This window comes from Mixta theicola, assembly GCF_002895925.1.
In the GTDB taxonomy this organism is placed as follows: domain Bacteria; phylum Pseudomonadota; class Gammaproteobacteria; order Enterobacterales; family Enterobacteriaceae; genus Mixta; species Mixta theicola.
This window is the reverse complement of record NZ_NWUO01000002.1, coordinates 326,507-344,075: the sequence shown is the minus strand read 5'-3', so window position 1 is coordinate 344,075 and position 17,569 is coordinate 326,507. Positions and strand designations below refer to the sequence as shown.

Annotated in this window: 16 protein-coding genes and 1 pseudogene; 8 read left to right on the top strand and 9 right to left on the bottom strand. The window is 53.6% G+C overall.

Annotation, left to right across the window (positions count from 1 at the left end):
* The first annotated feature begins 43 nt into the window (after positions 1 to 43).
* The gene (gene dcp, locus COO59_RS04145) at positions 44 to 2,197 is read left to right on the top strand and encodes a peptidyl-dipeptidase Dcp (RefSeq protein WP_103058573.1); all 2,154 of its coding nucleotides are present in this window, start codon (positions 44 to 46) and stop codon (positions 2,195 to 2,197) included.
* 141 nt (positions 2,198 to 2,338) lie between these two features.
* Here the strand turns inward: dcp and hpxO are convergent, their stop codons facing one another.
* The 4 genes and pseudogenes from hpxO to COO59_RS21140 all read right to left on the bottom strand — a co-directional run.
* Positions 2,339 to 3,496 carry an FAD-dependent urate hydroxylase HpxO gene (hpxO, locus tag COO59_RS04140; RefSeq protein ID WP_103058572.1) on the bottom strand — a complete coding sequence of 386 codons (1,158 nt, stop codon included), beginning with the start codon at positions 3,494 to 3,496 and terminating at the stop codon, positions 2,339 to 2,341.
* A gap of 223 nt (positions 3,497 to 3,719) precedes the next feature.
* Entirely contained in the window at positions 3,720 to 4,787 is a 1,068-nt protein-coding gene (locus COO59_RS04135) for an SDR family oxidoreductase (RefSeq protein WP_103058571.1), read from the bottom strand.
* Positions 4,788 to 4,876: 89 nt separating this feature from the next.
* A complete protein-coding gene (locus tag COO59_RS04130; protein WP_103058570.1) occupies positions 4,877 to 5,914 on the bottom strand; it encodes a nickel/cobalt transporter in 1,038 nt (345 codons plus the stop codon).
* Between the two features lie 70 nt (positions 5,915 to 5,984).
* A pseudogene (locus COO59_RS21140) lies at positions 5,985 to 6,140 on the bottom strand (MFS transporter); the annotation flags it as partial.
* Positions 6,141 to 6,413: 273 nt separating this feature from the next.
* On the opposite strand from COO59_RS21140, the gene COO59_RS04115 reads away from it, so the two are divergent.
* Genes COO59_RS04115 through arsC form a run of 3 tightly spaced genes read left to right on the top strand, consistent with a single transcriptional unit; the run spans position 6,414 to position 8,520 of the window.
* Complete coding sequence (locus COO59_RS04115; RefSeq protein WP_103058707.1) at positions 6,414 to 6,734, top strand: transcriptional regulator; 321 nt, start codon at positions 6,414 to 6,416, stop codon at positions 6,732 to 6,734.
* Positions 6,735 to 6,780: 46 nt separating this feature from the next.
* Positions 6,781 to 8,070 carry an arsenic transporter gene (locus COO59_RS04110; protein WP_103058569.1) on the top strand — a complete coding sequence of 430 codons (1,290 nt, stop codon included), beginning with the start codon at positions 6,781 to 6,783 and terminating at the stop codon, positions 8,068 to 8,070.
* A gap of 12 nt (positions 8,071 to 8,082) precedes the next feature.
* Complete coding sequence (gene arsC / locus COO59_RS04105; RefSeq protein ID WP_103058568.1) at positions 8,083 to 8,520, top strand: glutaredoxin-dependent arsenate reductase; 438 nt, start codon at positions 8,083 to 8,085, stop codon at positions 8,518 to 8,520.
* A gap of 99 nt (positions 8,521 to 8,619) precedes the next feature.
* On the opposite strand, the gene COO59_RS04100 is transcribed toward arsC, so the two are convergent.
* Both COO59_RS04100 and COO59_RS04095 read right to left on the bottom strand, forming a co-directional pair.
* Entirely contained in the window at positions 8,620 to 9,420 is an 801-nt protein-coding gene (locus tag COO59_RS04100; protein WP_103058567.1) for a MetQ/NlpA family ABC transporter substrate-binding protein, read from the bottom strand.
* A 126-nt stretch (positions 9,421 to 9,546) separates the two neighbouring features.
* The gene (locus COO59_RS04095; protein WP_103058566.1) at positions 9,547 to 10,575 is read right to left on the bottom strand and encodes a tyrosine-type recombinase/integrase; all 1,029 of its coding nucleotides are present in this window, start codon (positions 10,573 to 10,575) and stop codon (positions 9,547 to 9,549) included.
* A gap of 397 nt (positions 10,576 to 10,972) precedes the next feature.
* On the opposite strand from COO59_RS04095, the gene COO59_RS04090 reads away from it, so the two are divergent.
* Genes COO59_RS04090 through COO59_RS04075 form a run of 4 tightly spaced genes read left to right on the top strand, consistent with a single transcriptional unit; the run spans position 10,973 to position 14,249 of the window.
* Positions 10,973 to 11,989 (top strand): isopenicillin N synthase family dioxygenase, encoded by a 1,017-nt coding sequence (locus COO59_RS04090; RefSeq protein ID WP_103058565.1) that lies wholly within the window; start codon positions 10,973 to 10,975, stop codon positions 11,987 to 11,989.
* Positions 11,990 to 12,008: 19 nt separating this feature from the next.
* Complete coding sequence (locus COO59_RS04085) at positions 12,009 to 12,812, top strand: MetQ/NlpA family ABC transporter substrate-binding protein (RefSeq protein WP_103058706.1); 804 nt, start codon at positions 12,009 to 12,011, stop codon at positions 12,810 to 12,812.
* Positions 12,805 to 13,593, top strand: coding sequence for a methionine ABC transporter ATP-binding protein (locus tag COO59_RS04080; RefSeq protein ID WP_103058564.1), 789 nt, complete (start codon positions 12,805 to 12,807; stop codon positions 13,591 to 13,593). The genes COO59_RS04085 and COO59_RS04080 overlap by 8 nt, the downstream gene beginning before the upstream one ends.
* Positions 13,581 to 14,249, top strand: coding sequence for a methionine ABC transporter permease (locus tag COO59_RS04075; protein WP_103058563.1), 669 nt, complete (start codon positions 13,581 to 13,583; stop codon positions 14,247 to 14,249). The genes COO59_RS04080 and COO59_RS04075 overlap by 13 nt, the downstream gene beginning before the upstream one ends.
* 122 nt (positions 14,250 to 14,371) lie before the next feature.
* On the opposite strand, the gene hpaC is transcribed toward COO59_RS04075, so the two are convergent.
* From hpaC to hpaA, 3 genes are all read right to left on the bottom strand, one after another.
* The gene (gene hpaC, locus COO59_RS04070; protein ID WP_103058562.1) at positions 14,372 to 14,890 is read right to left on the bottom strand and encodes a 4-hydroxyphenylacetate 3-monooxygenase, reductase component; all 519 of its coding nucleotides are present in this window, start codon (positions 14,888 to 14,890) and stop codon (positions 14,372 to 14,374) included.
* A 12-nt stretch (positions 14,891 to 14,902) separates the two neighbouring features.
* Positions 14,903 to 16,465, bottom strand: coding sequence for a 4-hydroxyphenylacetate 3-monooxygenase, oxygenase component (gene hpaB / locus COO59_RS04065; RefSeq protein ID WP_103058561.1), 1,563 nt, complete (start codon positions 16,463 to 16,465; stop codon positions 14,903 to 14,905).
* Between the two features lie 219 nt (positions 16,466 to 16,684).
* Complete coding sequence (hpaA, locus tag COO59_RS04060) at positions 16,685 to 17,569, bottom strand: 4-hydroxyphenylacetate catabolism regulatory protein HpaA (RefSeq protein WP_103058560.1); 885 nt, start codon at positions 17,567 to 17,569, stop codon at positions 16,685 to 16,687.

The window sequence follows — 17,569 nt, the reverse complement described above, 5'->3', positions numbered from 1 at the left end:
CTTATGATTCTGCTTTACAGGCAAGGAACAGGAGAATAAGGATATGCGGTTATCGGTGTTATTTTTGGCCATTGGCCTGGCGCTGAGCGGAGCAGCTCAGGCAGCCGGTGCGACGGCTAACCACGATCAGGAGAAGACCATGTCCGGCGAACAGCAGAATCCCTTTAGTCAGCCCAGCGCGCTGCCTTTTCAGGCACCGCCTTTCGATCGTATTAAGGACAGCGACTATCTTCCCGCGATTGAAGCGGGCATCCGTGAGAAACAGCAGGAAGTGGCGCGTATCGCGAACGATCCGCAGCCGCCCACCTTTGAAAATACTTATGTGGCGCTGGAGAAAAGCGGCCTGTTGCTGAAGCGCGTGCTTAACGTTTTCGGCGCCATGACCTCCGCTAATACCAACGACGAGCTGCAAAAAATCGATGAAGAGACCGCGCCCAAACTGGCGGCGCTGGACGATGAAATCCACCTGAACAGCCAGCTTTTTGCGCGCCTCGACAGCGTTTACCAGCAGCGCGATAAGCTACAGCTGGATGCGGAATCGCGTCGTCTGGTTGAGGTTATCTGGCAGTCGTTTCAGCTGGCCGGGGCCAGCCTGAGCGACGAGCAAAAAACCGAACTCAAGGCGCTGAATCAGGAAGCGGCGACGCTCAGCACCCAGTTTACCAACCGTCTGCTGGCGGCCACCAAAGCGGGCGGCCTGGTGGTAAAAGATAAGGCGGCGCTGGCCGGGCTGAGCGAGGGCGAAATCGCTGCCGCCGCCGAAGCGGCCGGGGCGCGCGGCCTGAAAAATCAGTGGCTGCTGGCGTTGCAAAACACCACTCAGCAGCCGGAACTGCAGAGCCTGGCGGATCGCCAGACCCGTGAAGCGTTATTTAACGCTTCGTGGCAGCGGGCGGAAAAGGGTGACGCTAACGATACGCGCCAGCTGATTGCGCGTCTGGCCGTGGTGCGGGCGCAGCAGGCGCAGCTACTGGGCTTTGACAGTTATGCGGCATGGAAACTGCAGGATCAAATGGCGAAAACCCCGCAGGCCGCGCTCGGCTTTATGCGCAATATCGTCCCGGCCGCCACGGCGCGCGCGCAGCGCGAAGCGGCTGATATTCAGGCGGTGATTGACCAGCAGCAGGGCGGCTTCAAACTGGCCCCCTGGGACTGGACCTTTTACGCCGAGCAGGTGCGACGGGCAAAATACGATCTCGATGAATCACAAATCCGTCCTTATTTCGAGCTGAACAACGTGCTGGAAAACGGCGTGTTTTATGCCGCTAACCAGCTCTACGGGCTGACTTTTAAGCCGCGTAATGATCTGCCGGTGTATCAGCCTGACGTGCGCGTCTATGAGGTTTTTGATAAGGATGGCAAATCGCTGGCGCTGTTTTATACCGATTACTTTAAGCGTGATAACAAAGGCGGCGGGGCGTGGATGAGCAACTTCGTCGATCAGTCGAAGCTGCTGGGAACCAGGCCGGTCATTTATAACGTCGCCAACTTCAGCAAACCGGCGGCGGGTCAGCCTGCGCTGCTGTCGTGGGATGATGCGATCACCCTGTTCCATGAATTTGGTCACGCGCTGCACGGGATGTTTGCCGATCAGCAGTATCCGAGCCTTTCCGGCACCGAAACCCCGCGCGATTTCGTGGAATTTCCGTCACAGTTTAATGAGCACTGGGCCAGCGACGATAAGGTGTTTAAGCATTTTGCCCGGCACTACCAGAGCGGCGAGCCGATGCCGCAGGCGCTGCACGATAAAATCCTGAAGGCGGATAAGTTTAACAAAGGCTACGACATGACCGAGCTGCTGGCGGCGGCGCTGCTGGATATGCACTGGCACAGCCTCAGCGCCGCACAGCCGCAGCCGGATGTCGATGCTTTCGAACAGGAGGCGCTGGCGCAGGATAAGGTTAATCTGCCGCAGGTGCCGCCGCGCTATCGCTCCAGCTATTTCCAGCATATCTGGGGCAACGGCTATGCCGCTGGCTATTACGCCTACCTGTGGACCGAGATGCTGGCGGATGACGGCTTTGCCTGGTTTAAAGAGCACGGCGGCCTGACGCGTGAAAACGGTCAGCGCTTCCGCGATATGATTTTGTCGCGTGGCAACAGCAGCGATCTTAAGCAGCTGTATCACGACTGGCGCGGTCACGATCCCGAAATCGAACCGATGCTGATTAACCGGGGCCTGAAGGAAGCACCTTAAGTTTCCGCCGCACGATCAAGATAAAAGGGCAGCGCTGCCCTTTTTTTATACCTGCACAAAAGAGCGTTTCCGATGCGAAACATGGCTTCCGGCGCCTGCCGGACTTTCCTGACGGCAGGCCGGGCATAGCGCCCGGCTTTTTCAGGCCAGCGGGCCGCCCACGATGGTTTCCTGCATACCACTCAGGATCCGTTCGCCGCTCTCCTGCTTCAGCTCTTCATACCAGGCGCGCGTCACCTCAGGCTGTTTGCCGTGGGTCACATCGCAGCGCTTACGCGCCTTCAGCACCAGATCTTTCACCCGATCCGCGCGTCGCGCCTCATAGCGCCGCAGCGCATCCTCAATTCCCAGCGAATGCGCCTGTAGCGTCAGCGCCAGCACCACCGCATCCTCCATTGCGGCACAGCCGCCCTGACCAATATCCGGCGTGGTACTGTGTCCGGCATCGCCCAGCAGCGCGACGCGGCCTTTCACCAGCTGCGGGAAGGGATCAATGTCATGTATTTCGATACGGTTGGTGGTTTGCGGATTAATCGCGGCGATCAGCTGCTGCACAGGCCTGGCCCAGCCGCTGAAATAGCGGGTTAAGTCCGCTTTGATGCTGCTGCGGTCCTCCGCCAGCCCCTGCGGCAGCGGCACGTCAAAGAAGAAGTAAAAGCGGTTGCCGCTGACCGGCATCAGCGATACCCGTTTGCCTTCGCCGACAAAGGTGGTCCACTGATCGGCAGGCGCAATAGTTTCATCAATGCTCACCAGGCCATTCCAGTTAACGTAGCCAGCATAGCGCCGCTCAGCGCTCTGGCCGGTCACCGTGGCGCGGATCACCGAGTGGGTGCCGTCGGCGGCAATCAGAAAATCGCCGCGCGCTTCGCTGCCATCGTCAAACCATGCGGTGACGCCCGTAGCGTCCTGTTCAATATAGCTGACGCGCTTGCCGAAGTTAACGCGCTGCGCGCCATAGCGGTTGAGCAGCATCGCCTGCAAATCGGCGCGCGCAACCGGATAAGGCCGCTCGCCGACGCTTTCCACCAGCGGCGCCATAGAAAAGCGGGTCAGGGTTTGCCCATGCTGGAAATCGTTATAGGCCATAAACGCCATATTGCCGCCCAGCGCCTGCAGCGGCGCCTTCAGGCCGAGAAAGTTCAGGCATTTTACGCCGTTTGGCCAGATGGAAATTGCCGCGCCCACCGGACGAATGGTTTTTACCGCTTCATACACCTCGGTTTGATAACCGATCTGTTCCAGCGCCAGTGCCGCACACATTCCACCAATACCGCCACCGATTACGATCGCTTTCATTGCCGTCTCCTTGCTGTTGATAACAGGAGGTTGCAACTTTTGTACCAGTTATGAAGGGGCAGGAAAAGGGCGGTTTTCCCGCTGCGGCTGCGCAATGCCAGGGCAAGCGGCATTAATAGCGCCTCTTTCCGGTGCAGATCTTTGCGGCCTGAAACCTTCGTTTCAGGCACGCGCTCAGTATCTTGAACCTACAGACAGAGAGGGAAGATGCTCCTGATTTATATCAGGACGGGATAATGCGGTTAGCCTTTAGCTTATCGAACAGCGTAAAAAAGGCGTCACGCGTGCAGCGATAGCCGGTAAAGCCCGCTTTGCGGCTTTTGCTGACGTCGGTAAATACTTCCATTGGACGACCGAGATCGGCATCGGTATGCCACCAGGAGACCAGACGGGAAACATCCGCCTCACGCAGCTGATATTTTTCAGCAATTTTTTCCCAGTCGTGATCGGCATCCAGCATCCGGCCTTCCAGCGGCTGTATATGGTCAGGAAGCGGTGCCGCCTTAATCCCAAAGTAATCGGCGATTTGCTCCCACATCCATTTCCAGCGGAAAACGTCGCCGTTAACCACGTTAAAATCTTCATTTTTCGCCGCCGGCGAGGTTGCCGCCCATTCCAGCTGCTCAGCCAGCAGGCTCGCATCGGTCATATCGGTAACGCCGTTCCACTGCGCTTCGGAACCAGGAAAAATAAACGGCTTTCCGGTCTCTTTGCACAGCGTGGCGTAGACGGCCAGCGTCTGGCCCATATTCATCGCATTGCCCAGCGCATAGCCGATAATGGTATGCGGACGATGTACGCTCCAGGTGCAGCCATACTTCTCTGCGGCGGCGAACAGTTCGTCTTCCTGCGCATAATAAAAGTTATCGACCGGCTGGCGCCCCTGTTCTTCCCGGAACGGCGTCATCGGCACGCTGCCTTTACCATAAGCGTCAAAGGGGCCAAGGTAATGTTTCAGGCCGGTGACCAGCGCCACATGGCTGCCTTTCAGGCGCTCGCCCATCGCTTCCAGTACGTTGCGCACCATTGCGCCATTCACCCGGATATTCTCTTGCTCGTTGGCCTGGCGAGACCAGACGCTGAAGAACAGGCTGTCAAAGTGCAGATCTTTTAGCGCAGCGTTAACCGATTCCGCTGACGACAAATCGGCGATCAGCGAGTGGCAGCCTTGCAGCACAGGGGCGCGCCCTCGCGACAGGCCATAAACCTGCCAGCCATCCGCCTGTAATTTCTCTGCCAGCGCGCTGCCAATGACGCCGCTTATACCAATGATTAATGCCTTTTTACTCATTACGCCTCCTGTAACAGATGCTGGTAAGCATAGTGCGGAATTAATCTCCTGACTGCGGTAAAAGCAAAAGTGCTGCGTTTGGCGCTCCGCTAGCAGCCCGCCGCAATAAAATCCCCGTTCGGGCTGACCGGCACGACCGTGAGAAACAGAATCAGGGCAAAAAACAGCAGCAGTACGCCACCCGCAATCCGTACCAGCGCAATAATAGTGGTGGTTGCAGCAGGAGATTCACGTAGCCAGATGGCGGCAACGGTGTCCCGTAAACGGCTTACCGCGATGGCGAGTAATAACAGGGAAAGGCCGGTGCCCAGCGCCATGGTCATAACGGCCAGCATGCCCCATTTCACAATGCCAATCGCGTTAGAGAATAATAAAACGGTAATCGCGCCGCTGCAGGGACGCAAGCCAATGGCAATAATCACGCCGAGCAGCTCTTTCCGGCTGGCAGGCTGAACCAGCGGAATATGATGATGGCCGCAGCCGCATGGCTGGTGCGTATCATGATGAGATGTGGAATGCGGACTCACGGCATCGACCGGCGTATGCGCCATGAGCGGGGCATAATGCACAGCATCGGCGGACGTATGTTGTGACGTTACCGCTTTTCTTTTGGCGAATGTATGCGGAAAACTACGCAGCCCGCGAAGCAACATCCAGCCCCCAAAGGCGGCGATCAGCAGCGCGCTGATCTTTTCCATAACCCAACGGCTCAGGCTTAAATCACCGGCCATCAGGTTAAAACCAACCGCCAGAATAAATACAAACAGAATGGCGCTTAGCCCCTGAACCAGGCTGCCAATCAGCGGCACCGCCCGCAGCGCGGGGGAAGAGTGCTGCTGCGTACTAAGCCAGGTGGTGACCACAAATTTACCGTGTCCGGGCCCAACCGCATGCAAAACGCCGTACAGAAAGGTGAAGAACAGCAGCCACAGCCCGCCGCTGTACTGGCCGTTATTGATTTGCAGCAGATGCAGCACCAGATAACGATGCAGGGTAATCTGCGTCGCCAGGCTCCAGGCTAAGAAATCATTCCAGTTCCACCAACAAAACAGCGCCAGCAGCGCTAACAAGGTGGCGATAACGCCCAGACTTTGCCTGCCAGGGAGGCAGAGGGTACGACGAAGCATAAGGCATCCGGATTAAGAAAAAACTGACTTCAGTATACAGGCAATGCTGGGTACATAAGCGGCGGTAATACACCAGAATAAGTGAACCCCATAACATGGCATTCCAGCCATAGAGATTCAGCAGGGCGCCAGAAACAAATGATCCAACAATCATCACGCCAAATACCACGAAATCATTCAGGGACTGTACCTGCATCTTTTCTTCTGGTCGCTGGAAGTCAATGATGAAAGGGGCGCTGCTGTCATCAGGAAGTCATCCCCTGCAGAATGAAGGCAGAAATTGCCGCAACAAGCGCCTGTGCGATAAAGGTGGGATCCGTTTGGAAAACGGAACATACCTCACGCTAACGCGTCCGTTCTCGTTGAACTCCTGCCAGGCTTTTGCCACTGATGATTGATTGGGAATGGTTCCATTTTGTTCCTCCTTTAAGGATCGGTGATTCTCAAAATAACATATATGATTTATCATATGTGTATTCTGAGTTCATTGGGGGAGAAAATGCTACAGCCTGTTCAGCTTTTCAAAATACTGTCGGATGAAACCCGGCTGGCCATCATTATGCTTCTCAGGGAGTCCGGGGAACTGTGCGTCTGCGATATCTGCGGAGCCACCTCGCAGTCACAGCCTAAAATTTCCCGACATATGGCTATATTACGCGAGTCAGGACTGGTTCTTGACCGCCGTGAAGGGAAATGGATCCACTATCGGCTGTCCCCGCATATACCTGCCTGGGCTGCTGAAACTATCGCCACGACCTGGCTATGCCTGCGTGACGATGTGCGTGAATGGCTGGAAAAATCCACGTCGTTGTCCTGTTAAGTGACACACATACACATTCTTAAAATCATATGTAATGGAGTCTGAAATGTTACTGGCAGGGACTATTTTTTTACTGACGTTGATCCTGGTGATCTGGCAACCCAGGGGGCTAAGTATTGGCTGGAGCGCGAGTATTGGCGCTATGCTGGCGTTGATTTCCGGCGTCATTCATCCTGGTGATATTCCGGTTGTCTGGAATATCGTCTGGAACGCGACGGCGACGTTTATCGCTGTGATCATCATCAGCCTGCTGCTCGATGAATCGGGTTTTTTCGAATGGGCTGCGCTGCATGTTTCCCGCTGGGGCAACGGGCGCGGGCGCTTGTTGTTCACCTGGATTGTGCTGCTTGGCGCAGCTGTCGCTGCGTTATTCGCTAACGATGGTGCCGCGCTGATCCTGACCCCGATAGTGATTGCCATGTTGCTCGCGCTGGGGTTCAGCAAGGGTACTACGCTTGCCTTTGTGATGGCAGCAGGGTTTATTGCCGATACCGCCAGTCTGCCGCTTATCGTGTCTAATCTGGTGAATATCGTCTCTGCCGATTTCTTCAGGCTGGGCTTTACTGAATATGCATCAGTCATGATCCCCGTCGATATTTCAGCCATTGCAACCACGCTGGGTATGCTGCATCTCTTCTTTCGCAGGGATATTCCGGCGACGTATGACGTTGCACTGCTAAAATTACCTGCCAGCGCGATAAAGGACCCGGCAACTTTTAAGGCGGGCTGGATTGTCCTTGTGCTGCTGCTCGTGGGTTTCTTTGTTCTTGAGCCGCTGGGCATTCCCGTCAGTGCGATCGCCGCAACGGGTGCGGTTGTCCTGTTTGCGGTGGCGAAAAAAGGTCATGTCATTAACGCCGGGAAAGTATTGCGGGGCGCCCCGTGGCAGATCGTCATCTTTTCGCTGGGAATGTACCTGGTGGTCTACGGTCTGCGCAACGCCGGATTAACGGAATACCTTTCCGGAGTACTGAATGTGCTGGCGGATAAGGGGTTATGGTCTGCAACTTTTGGCACCGGCTTTCTGACGGCATTTCTGTCCTCCATCATGAACAATATGCCTACTGTGCTGGTTGGCGCATTGTCTATTGACGGGAGCACGGCTTCCGGCGTTGTTAAAGAGGCGATGATTTTTGCCAACATCATTGGCTGCGATTTAGGCCCTAAAATCACACCTATTGGCAGCCTGGCGACACTCCTGTGGTTGCATGTGCTTTCACAGAAAAATATGACGATCACCTGGGGATACTACTTCCGCACCGGCATTATCATGACCCTGCCGGTACTGTTTATCACTCTGGCCGCGCTGGCATTGCGGCTCTCTGTCACTTTGTAATGAGATACCGATATGAGCAACATTACCATCTATCACAACCCGGCCTGCGGCACTTCACGTAACACGCTGGAGATGATCCGCAACAGTGGCAATGAACCGACGATTATTTATTATCTCGATACCCCACCATCGCATGATGAGCTGGTTAAACTTATTGCAGATATGGAGATTACCGTGCGGGCATTGCTGCGTAAGAACGTTGAGCCTTATGAGCAGCTTGTCCTTGCCGATGAGCAGTTAACTGACGAACAGTTAATTGGGTTTATGCTCCAATATCCCATTTTGATCAACCGCCCAATAGTCGTCACCCCGCAGGGAACACGGCTGTGCCGTCCATCTGAGGTTGTGCTGGATATTCTGCCTGAGCCACAGAAAGGAGCCTTTACAAAAGAAGATGGTGAAAAAGTCACTGATGAGTCAGGCAAACGGATCAAATCACGTCACGGGTAATGAAGAAGATGGCACGGTTGATGCTCATGTACATGTCGTAGTGACTGAGGCGGAAGCGGGTCGCGTAATAGTCTCTTGCGCGACCCGCAACGGACGGGATTACCAGCCTTTAATAATATCGCCTTTATAGAGTTCGTTGGCTTTGTTCAGCACTTCCTGCGACTGGAAGGCTTCTTTAAGCTTCTGAATATTTGGGCTGTCTTTATTATCTTCACGCGCCACGATGGCATTCACATAAGGAGACGCTTTACCTTCCATAAACATACCGTCGCGAGAGGCTGACAGATTAACCAGCGCCGCGAAGTTGTTATTGATAATGGAAACGTAAACCTGCGGATCGTCAAGGGTACGGGCTAACTGAGGCGTATCCACTTCAACGAATTTAATTTTTTTCGGGTTAGAGGTAATATCCAACGTGGTCGGCAGCAGACCGGCTTCGGGCTTAACGGTAATCAATCCCTGCGCCTGTAACAGCAGCAGGCTGCGACCCAGCGTAGTAGTCTCATTGGAAATAGTGATAGTTGCGCCATCCGGCAGCTCTTTTAGTGATTTGATCTTGTGTGAATAGCCGGCGATCGGGAAGACAAAGGTATTCGTTACCACGGCAAAGTGATAGCCACGCTCTTTCGACTGCATCTCCAGATAGGGCAGGCTCTGGAAGGCGTTAGCATCGACATCTTTGTTAAACAGCGCTTCGTTTGGCTGGACATAATCGTTAAAGGCCACCACATCGACATCCAGCTTATATTTATCATGAGCGACCTGCTTAACGGTTTCCCATAATTGCTGATCGGGGCCGGTATTAATCGCTACTTTAATTTTATTATCGCTGTCTTTATCACAGGCGCTGAGCAGCGTTACGGATGCAGCAAGCAGGGCCATGAGCACTGTTTTTTTCATTCTGTAGTTCCCTTATAAGTGTAAGAAAAGCACTATAATACACATCTAGACGTCTGTACATCCGTAAACGATGCGTTAGCTGAAAATTGCGGCGTTCTGTTATCCCTTTCAGAGTGATGACCACGGCTAACCCGTTTTCTTTTCCATCAGATCGATCATCGCTCCGGTATGGGCATCGACATTACGAATATAACGCATCAGCGTTTCCGGTTTCTTCCAGGTGCCTTCCTGCATAATCTGCGCCACGGCATAACCCTGTTTCGCCATATCCTGGGCGGCGCCAACGCGGGCGCTATGTCCGCTCCAGCCACGATAACGGTTTTTATTACTCTTCGGCTGACTCTGACCGGCTTCCCGCCAGGCCTGAATAAAAATCTCTTCCAGCGCCGGCGTGCTTAAAGGGCGGCTGGTGGTCATCAGGGCTTTATTGGCGCGATGTACCGGACAGAACAGAAAAGCGTCCGGCTCGGCAGCGAGACCGGCAAGGTTTATCCATTCGGTCAGCCGCTGTGAGGATAAGGTGCTAAGCGCTTTGATCAGTCCGCCGGTTTGAACAATGGTTTTTGTCCAGGCGACATCCAGAATAATACGGCCATCTTCGGCGCGAGTAATATCGCCGGTCCGCAGGCGGGCCAGCTCGCTGACGCGTAACAGCGTACTGTACGCAACATGCAGGAACGCCAGATTACGCACTTCCTTCAGTTGCGGTGAGTTTTGCCAGCGGGCGTCAAGCGCCTTTAAATCTGATAAACAGAAAGGGACGGCCTGGCCGGTCCGTTCGCCTGATACCACGGCAACGCGGTTTATTTTCTTCATGGTACGGAATACCGCAGGCGAGGTATTTGGCGGCAGCAGTCCGGCGTTACGATGGAGCATAGAAATCAGCGACGCGTGTGTGGCGATAGTGGAGGATGCCCGACCGTTCGCCTGCAAAAACGTCAGGTAATCCCGCAGATCTTCAGGCGACATGGGCAAAAAGCAGCGGCCATGCTCCGTGGCCCACTGATGGCAAATGCGCATGACGCTCAATAGCTGGCGCCAGGTATTAGGCGAAAAGGCTTCCCGATCCTGCACAAACGCTCGCAGCTGTTCGGCGAGATTATCATCGGCGATTAAGGCCGGTAATTGCGCATCGTTTTGGATAATTTTTGTCATTTTTAGCTCAGTAAATGTCCATCTCAGCGTTGATCGCGCTACGTGAAATCTGAGAAAAAAGCAGAGCAGTTACCCTGCAGAATTCACGTAGCAGCGCCAAAATAAGAACACGGCATCGTCTGTTTCACGGCAACGTTCATGATACCTGCCTGGTAATGTGCTGTCCTGACTTTATATAAGTCCCATTATATAAAGTTACCCGCTAAGAAAGGCGCAGCGCGTTTGCCAGAGCGGGGCGTTCGGGATCGTTAGAGCATTGCATGGATCATCATTTTTGCTGGCTTCATCTTATTAAACTCATTCCTGCGGTTTGCATATGGATAGCAAGAATAGTTCGTAGTTAAGCGGCTAACGAAGTGGCAATGTTGTTCTACTCCATGCAAACGGAATTTAAATAATGAGTAAATTAAGTCCATCAGAGCTGCCGATCATCGATTTCGCTTTATTGTCGGGTACAGAACCACAGCGAAAAGAAATTCTGGAAAAACTGGGCCAGGCAGCGCGCGACATAGGCTTTTTTTATCTGATTAATCACGGCATTGACCGCAAATTATCAGATAACGTACAACGCGTTGCGCGCGCTTTTTTTGCCTTGCCGCAGGATGAAAAGCTGAAAGTTAAAATGGCAAACTCGCCGCACTTTCGCGGTTACAACCTGGCCGGCGTTGAAATTACCCGCAGCAAACCTGATTTCCGCGAACAGTTTGATATTGGCGCCGAGCGTGAAGCGTTGCCCGTCACAGCAGATTCTCCCACCTGGCAGCGGATGCAGGGCCCTAATCAATGGCCGGACGCCTTACCTGAGTTGCAAATCGTCATTACCCACTGGCAGCAAAAGATGACGCAGGTTGCGCTGGAGCTGCTGCGCGCCTTTGCCGAGGCGCTGCATTTGCCGCGTCACGCCTTTGATAACCTGTATGGCGACTATCCCAACGAACATATCAAACTGATCCGCTATCCCGGCCGCGCGGATAGCGAATCCCGTCAGGGCGTCGGCGCGCATAAAGACTCCGGCTTCCTGACGCTGCTGTTACAGGACGATCGGCCCGGTTTAAAGGTGGAAGTGACGCCCGACAACTGGATTGCCGCCTCGCCGCTGCCGGGTTCATTTGTGGTAAATATCGGCGAATTGCTGGAGCTGGCCACTAATGGCTATCTGCGCGCTACGGTGCATCGTGTGGTGTCGCCGCAGGCGGCGAATGAGCGTTTATCCATCGCCTTTTTCCTTGGCGCACAGCTCGATATGGTGGTGCCGGTTTACCCGCTCCCGGAAGCGCTGGCTCAGCTGGCGCAAGGCCCAACCAGCGATCCGCTCAATCCTTTATTGCGCGATGTAGGCTGGAACTACCTTAAAGGTCGGCTGCGCTCGCACCCCGAAGTTGCACAACGTTTCTATCCGGAACACACCAACTGATAACAATAAGAGAATAATGATGATCAAAAAAAGCGTTTTTACCCTCGCCGGGATGACACTGCTGATTGCACAGAGCTTACAGGCCGCACCTTTGCGCGTGGCTGCCGATCCGGTGCCGCATGCTGAAATTCTGGCATATGTGAAAAAAATCGATCCAAAACTGGATCTGAATATTGTCGAGCTCAGCGGCAGCGTCAATGCCAACGAACTGCTGGCATCAGGCGATGTGGACGCCAACTATTTCCAGCATCTGCCTTATCTGAAAGACCAGGAGAAAGCGCTGGGTAAAACGTTTGCGGTTGCCGCCAACGTGCATATCGAACCGCTTGGGATTTACTCGCGCAAGGTAAAAAGTCTTGATGCCTTACCGCAGGGGGCCAGCATTGCGGTGCCCAATAATACGACAAACCTGAGCCGTGCGCTGTGGCTGCTGCAGGATAAAGGAGTGATTCGCCTAAAAGCGCAGGGCGCAGCGGGTTCGACGCTGGTGACGCCAAAAAATATCAGCGACAACCCAAAACAGATCAAAATCATTGAGATTGAGTCACCTCAGCTGCCACGTTCGCTGGATGACGTTGATGCTGCGATCATCAACGGCAACTACGCGCTGGAAGCGGGTCTGACCCCGGCGAAAGATGCGTTAGGGCTGGAATCTGCAGAACATAATCCTTACGCCAATTTGCTGGTCACCACGCCAGAACTGGCAAAAGATCCGCGCATAGTGCAGCTGGCGAAAGATCTGACATCGCCGCAGGTGACTGACTTTATTCGTAAGAATTACCACGGCTCGGTGATTCCGGTTGCGGACGAAAAACATGATTAAACTCAGGAATCTCAGCAAATCTTATGCCGGTGCAGCAGCGCCGGCGTTAGCCGACGTAACGTTAACGATTGAAGAGGGAGCGATTTTCGGCATCCTTGGGCGCAGCGGCGCGGGTAAAAGTACCTTACTGCGCTGCCTGAATAGGCTTGAAAGTCCTTCCAGCGGCGAAATCGAAATTGATGGCAAGGATATTTCTCAGCTGAGCTTGCCGCAGCTGCGTCGCCAGCGTCAACAGATGGGAATGATTTTCCAGCATTTCAATTTGCTTCATTCGCGTAATGTTCACGACAACATCGACCTGCCGCTGGAAATTGCAGGTGTTTCCTCTAAGGAGCGCCGTCAGCGCGTGGCCTCCCTGCTGCAGCTGGTGGGGCTGGAGAAGTTCGGTAGCGCCTGGCCATCACAACTTTCCGGCGGCCAGAAACAGCGTGTCGGCATTGCCCGCGCGCTGGCCGTGCAGCCGCGGTATCTACTGTGCGACGAAGCTACCAGCGCATTGGATCCGGAAACTACCGGCTCCATTCTCGATTTGCTGGCTGATATACAGCAAAAGCTTAATATCACCATTGTGCTGATTACCCATGAAATGGCGGTGGTGAAACGTATTTGCCACGGCGCGGCGCTGCTTGAGCATGGCAGGCTGGTAGAGAGCGGCAGCATTGCCCAGATTATGCGTCGTAGTGAAGGGCGCTTACGCCACATGCTGTTGAAAGATGGCGAAAACGATCGCGCCTTTATCGCCAAATATCAGCCTGAGGAGTTAAGACGATGCGTAGCGTAAGCCAGGATCGCTTTCAGGAGCTGCTGCTGAATGCCACTTATGAAACCCTGTATATGGTGCTGCTTGCCGCACTGTTTACCGTGGCGCTTGGCCTGCCGATCGGCGTGCTGCTGTTTCTGACGCGTAAAGGCGGTATTTTACCCAACCGCGCTATTTCATTGCTGCTCAATGTGCTGGTCAATACCGGTCGCGCCTTGCCTTTTGTCGTGCTGCTCATTGCACTGATCCCCTTTACCCGTTTGCTGATAGGCACCACTCTCGGTAGTACGGCCGCGATTGTGCCGATCACGCTCGGCGCGTTTCCATTTTTTGCGCGCATTGTCGAAAACGCCCTGGACGAAGTGGATCGCGGCCGTATTGAAGCGGTGGTATCAATGGGAGGTAATTTATGGCACATCGTCAGCCGCGTGCTGTTGCCGGAAGCGCTGCCTGCGCTGGTGGCAGGCGTCACGCTGACTATTGTAATGCTAATCGGGTTTTCCGCGATGGCGGGCGTAGTTGGCGGCGGCGGCCTGGGCGATCTGGCGATCCGCTACGGCTATCAGCGCTTCGACAATCAAATCATGGCGGCCACCATCGTGGTGCTGCTGGTGATGGTACAAATCATACAAAAGCTCGGCGACAGGCTGGTGCGCTCGTTGGCGTATCGCCGTTAAATTTGCCTGTTATGATTATTTCTTACCGCTGATGGCATTCGCTCTGGGTCGTATGAAATAAAAAGTCAGGTAACGGTAACCTGACTTTTTACTCCCGACGTGACTGCACCCGCAGGGCGACCTTATGCGGTAGGGATCGGTTCCGAATGCGGCGTCGCATGAAACTGTCGTTTGAAATAGATTAAGCCATTACCTTCTTCCGCCAGCGTGATGTGTCTGATTTCAAGCAGGTAAAGCTGATGCGTGCCGATAGTCTGAATTTGCTGAATATCGCCTTCCAGACTGGCTAACGCACGCTGTAAAACAGGCTGCTTCAAAACACCGTCACGCCAGCCTTCAAGGATGAAGCGTTGATCCATAGTCAGCGCGGTCATACCCGCAAAGTGACGCGCCATCTCTTCCTGTTCATGATTGAGAACGTTGACGCACATTTTGCCGTTCTGTTCGAATACCGGATTCATCGCACTTTTACGATTCACACACACCAACAGGGTTGGCGGCGTGTCGGTGACCGAGCAGACTGCGGTTGCCGTAATTCCGCAGCGTCCGGCGCTGCCCTGAGTGGTGACGATATTAACTGCCGCAGGCAGGCTGGCCATTGCGTCACGGAAACGTAAGCGATGTTGTTCTTCATGAGACATAAAAACCTCCCGCTATTTAAGTAAGCGATCAAGCTGATTAATATCACCGTTGTTATGCAGATGCGGCACGGTCCAGCCGTTGCGGTCATAATCTGCCAGACAGCGATCCACCATATCCATCATGCTTTTCATATTGCCGGAGCCCTGTGCATGGCGCAGACACTGCAACCGCACTTCATCCTGACTGCCCGCATAGTTAATTTCATACAGCTCGTGACGGCCGCCGAACTCGCTGCCAATCGCATCCCACATCAGCTTTAAGATTTTGATGCGCTGTTCGTGATCCATACCATTTGAGCCGCGTACGTACTGCGCCAGATAGCGATCGATTTCTGGATTGTTCAAGTCACGCACGCTGGACGGCAGATAAATCAGGCTGCTGGTGACAGTGCTTTCAATGATGTTTTTAATTTTGCTGTAAGCCATCGGCGCCATGACGCGGTAGGTCTGCATCGCCTGCATATCCGGCAGCCAGGCGCCATTTTTCCAGGCGTGCGCTTCGGAACACATTGCGTCGCTCAGCGACCAAAACAGGTTACGCCATGCAACGACTTCGCCCAGCGCAGCCTGTACGCCACGGAATTCAAGCACGCCGCTGCATTCAAGGCTTTTTTGCAATAACGCAGTGACGAAATCGAGCTTAACGGCCAGGCGAACACAGGCTTGCATGGGATAGAGACGCGCAAATCCGGCTTCCACGCTCCAGCGACGACAACGGTCAAAGTCGCGGTAAATAAGCACGTTTTCCCAGGGAATGAGCACTTTATCCATCACCAGAATAGCGTCGTTCTCATCGAAGCGGCTGGAGAGCGGATAATCGAACGGTGAGCCGGTTGCGCCTGCCACCATTTCATAAGACGCACGTGAAATGAGCTTCACGCCATCCGCATCCATCGGCGCTACAAACATCAGCGCAAAGCTGGGGTCATCTCCCATAACCTGCGCCGAACCGAAGCCAATGAAATTGTAATGCGTCAGCGCCGAGTTGGTCGCCACCACTTTGGCACCGCTGACGATAATGCCGGCATCGGTCTCTTTCTCAACCTGCACATAAACATCTTTCACTTCATCTGCCGGTTTATGACGGTCGATTGGTGGGTTAACAATGGCGTGGTTAAAGTACAAACCCGCTTCCTGAATACGCTGATACCAGTTGCGCGCGTTATCGGCATACTCACCGTAAAATTCCGGGTTAGCACCCAGTGAACAACCAAAAGCGGCTTTATAATCGGGCGTACGCCCCATCCAGCCGTAGGTCAGGCGTGACCAGTCAGCAATGGAATCTCGCTGCTGGCGGATCTCTTCAGCAGAGCGGGCAAAACGAAAAGTACGGTGGGTATAGCCGCCATTACCGGTATCGGTTTGCCAGCAAAGATTGTCGTGTGACTCAGGTGCGTGCAGGGCATCATAAAGCGTTGAGATGGAACCTGCGGCATTGCGAAAGGCGGGATGAGTGGTAACGTCTTTCACGCGTTCGCCGTAAATATAGATTTCACGTCCATCCTGCAGGCTTTTTAAATATTCTTCACCCGTAAATGGGCGAGTAGTCTGGGCGCGATGGGCTTCAGGTTTCATTTTTTTACCTCACGGGTTGCGGCTAAAAATACAATTAGCGCTTTTGTTATTTAAATGTTTGTTTTCTGTTAATTGATTTAAGCGCTTAACGGCAGAGCCCGGAAGAGACTTTTCAGGCGAACGCTGGTACTTTTCACCAGCAGAAAGGAAGTTTGGCTGAATTGCGATCGCGATCAAAGGTTTAGCAAGGCGATATGCCTGAACATATCGCCCGGTGATTTAACGACTGCGGAACTGACTTGGCGAACAACCCGCCATACGATGGAAAAAACGGGCAAAATAGGCCGGATCTTTATATCCCAGTCCGTATGAGATCTGGTTTACGCTTTGCGCGCTGTAAAGAAGCTGGCGTTTTGCCTCACGCAACAGACGTGCAAATATCAGCCGTTTAGGCGACTGATTGGCAAAGCGACGGCAGAGTTCAGTCAGCCGCGACTCACTGATGCCAAGTCGTTGAGCATAATCCGGCACGGTCATATGCTGCCTGAAATTGTTATCAATCAGATGATTGAACTGTTGAAATACCTGCATTTCTCCACGTACGCCGCAGGCGGAAAGATCGTCTGGTGGGGCTTCTCGCAGCAGTAAGGTAAATACCGCCTGCGCCAGGGCAATTAAGGTTAGCTCACGCCCCGGTGCCGGCTGGCTGAATTCCGCAGCGATAATTGGCCAGTAATGATTTAGCGCATGCAGAGTTTGCGGGCAGGATTCAAGGGAAAGACAGATCCCCTGCAAATTAATCGCCTCGCCGCTGCCCGGCCATAATTTTTCAATTAAGGGCCAGATAATTTCCTGGCGTACAGTTAACACATGTCCGTCACTGTCAGAATCAGTAATAAAAGTATGGGGCACTGAAGGCGGCGTCAAAACAAAAAGCGGGGCTTTTACCGCATAATAATGATCGTCAAGCTGGAGGGTAATTTTTCCGCTCATCAGAAAATGCAGCTGAAAGTAGCGATCGTGCCAGTGCGGGCGCATATCGCGCCCAAAAAAATCAGCCAGTTTTGAAAAGGTTTCGTAATGTACATCGTCACTGGCGTAACGCGCATCGTACTCTTTGCCAATATCAATATTTTGAAATGTCGGATGCGTAGTGGCTGTCAT

Excerpts from the sequence above, each read along its gene's own strand:
- hpaB (WP_103058561.1), bottom strand. The coding sequence starts at position 16,465 with ATGAAACCTGAAGCCCATCGCGCCCAGACTACTCGCCCATTTACGGGT.
- COO59_RS04085 (WP_103058706.1), top strand. The coding sequence starts at position 12,009 with ATGATCAAAAAAAGCGTTTTTACCCTCGCCGGGATGACACTGCTGATT.
- dcp (WP_103058573.1), top strand. The coding sequence starts at position 44 with ATGCGGTTATCGGTGTTATTTTTGGCCATTGGCCTGGCGCTGAGCGGA.
- COO59_RS04075 (WP_103058563.1), top strand. The coding sequence starts at position 13,581 with ATGCGTAGCGTAAGCCAGGATCGCTTTCAGGAGCTGCTGCTGAATGCC.
- COO59_RS04115 (WP_103058707.1), top strand. The coding sequence starts at position 6,414 with ATGCTACAGCCTGTTCAGCTTTTCAAAATACTGTCGGATGAAACCCGG.
- COO59_RS04130 (WP_103058570.1), bottom strand. The coding sequence starts at position 5,914 with ATGCTTCGTCGTACCCTCTGCCTCCCTGGCAGGCAAAGTCTGGGCGTT.
- hpxO (WP_103058572.1), bottom strand. The coding sequence starts at position 3,496 with ATGAAAGCGATCGTAATCGGTGGCGGTATTGGTGGAATGTGTGCGGCA.
- COO59_RS04090 (WP_103058565.1), top strand. The coding sequence starts at position 10,973 with ATGAGTAAATTAAGTCCATCAGAGCTGCCGATCATCGATTTCGCTTTA.
- COO59_RS04080 (WP_103058564.1), top strand. The coding sequence starts at position 12,805 with ATGATTAAACTCAGGAATCTCAGCAAATCTTATGCCGGTGCAGCAGCG.
- COO59_RS04095 (WP_103058566.1), bottom strand. The coding sequence starts at position 10,575 with ATGACAAAAATTATCCAAAACGATGCGCAATTACCGGCCTTAATCGCC.
- COO59_RS04100 (WP_103058567.1), bottom strand. The coding sequence starts at position 9,420 with ATGAAAAAAACAGTGCTCATGGCCCTGCTTGCTGCATCCGTAACGCTG.
- COO59_RS04135 (WP_103058571.1), bottom strand. The coding sequence starts at position 4,787 with ATGAGTAAAAAGGCATTAATCATTGGTATAAGCGGCGTCATTGGCAGC.
- arsC (WP_103058568.1), top strand. The coding sequence starts at position 8,083 with ATGAGCAACATTACCATCTATCACAACCCGGCCTGCGGCACTTCACGT.
- hpaC (WP_103058562.1), bottom strand. The coding sequence starts at position 14,890 with ATGTCTCATGAAGAACAACATCGCTTACGTTTCCGTGACGCAATGGCC.
- hpaA (WP_103058560.1), bottom strand. The coding sequence starts at position 17,569 with ATGACAGCCACTACGCATCCGACATTTCAAAATATTGATATTGGCAAA.
- COO59_RS04110 (WP_103058569.1), top strand. The coding sequence starts at position 6,781 with ATGTTACTGGCAGGGACTATTTTTTTACTGACGTTGATCCTGGTGATC.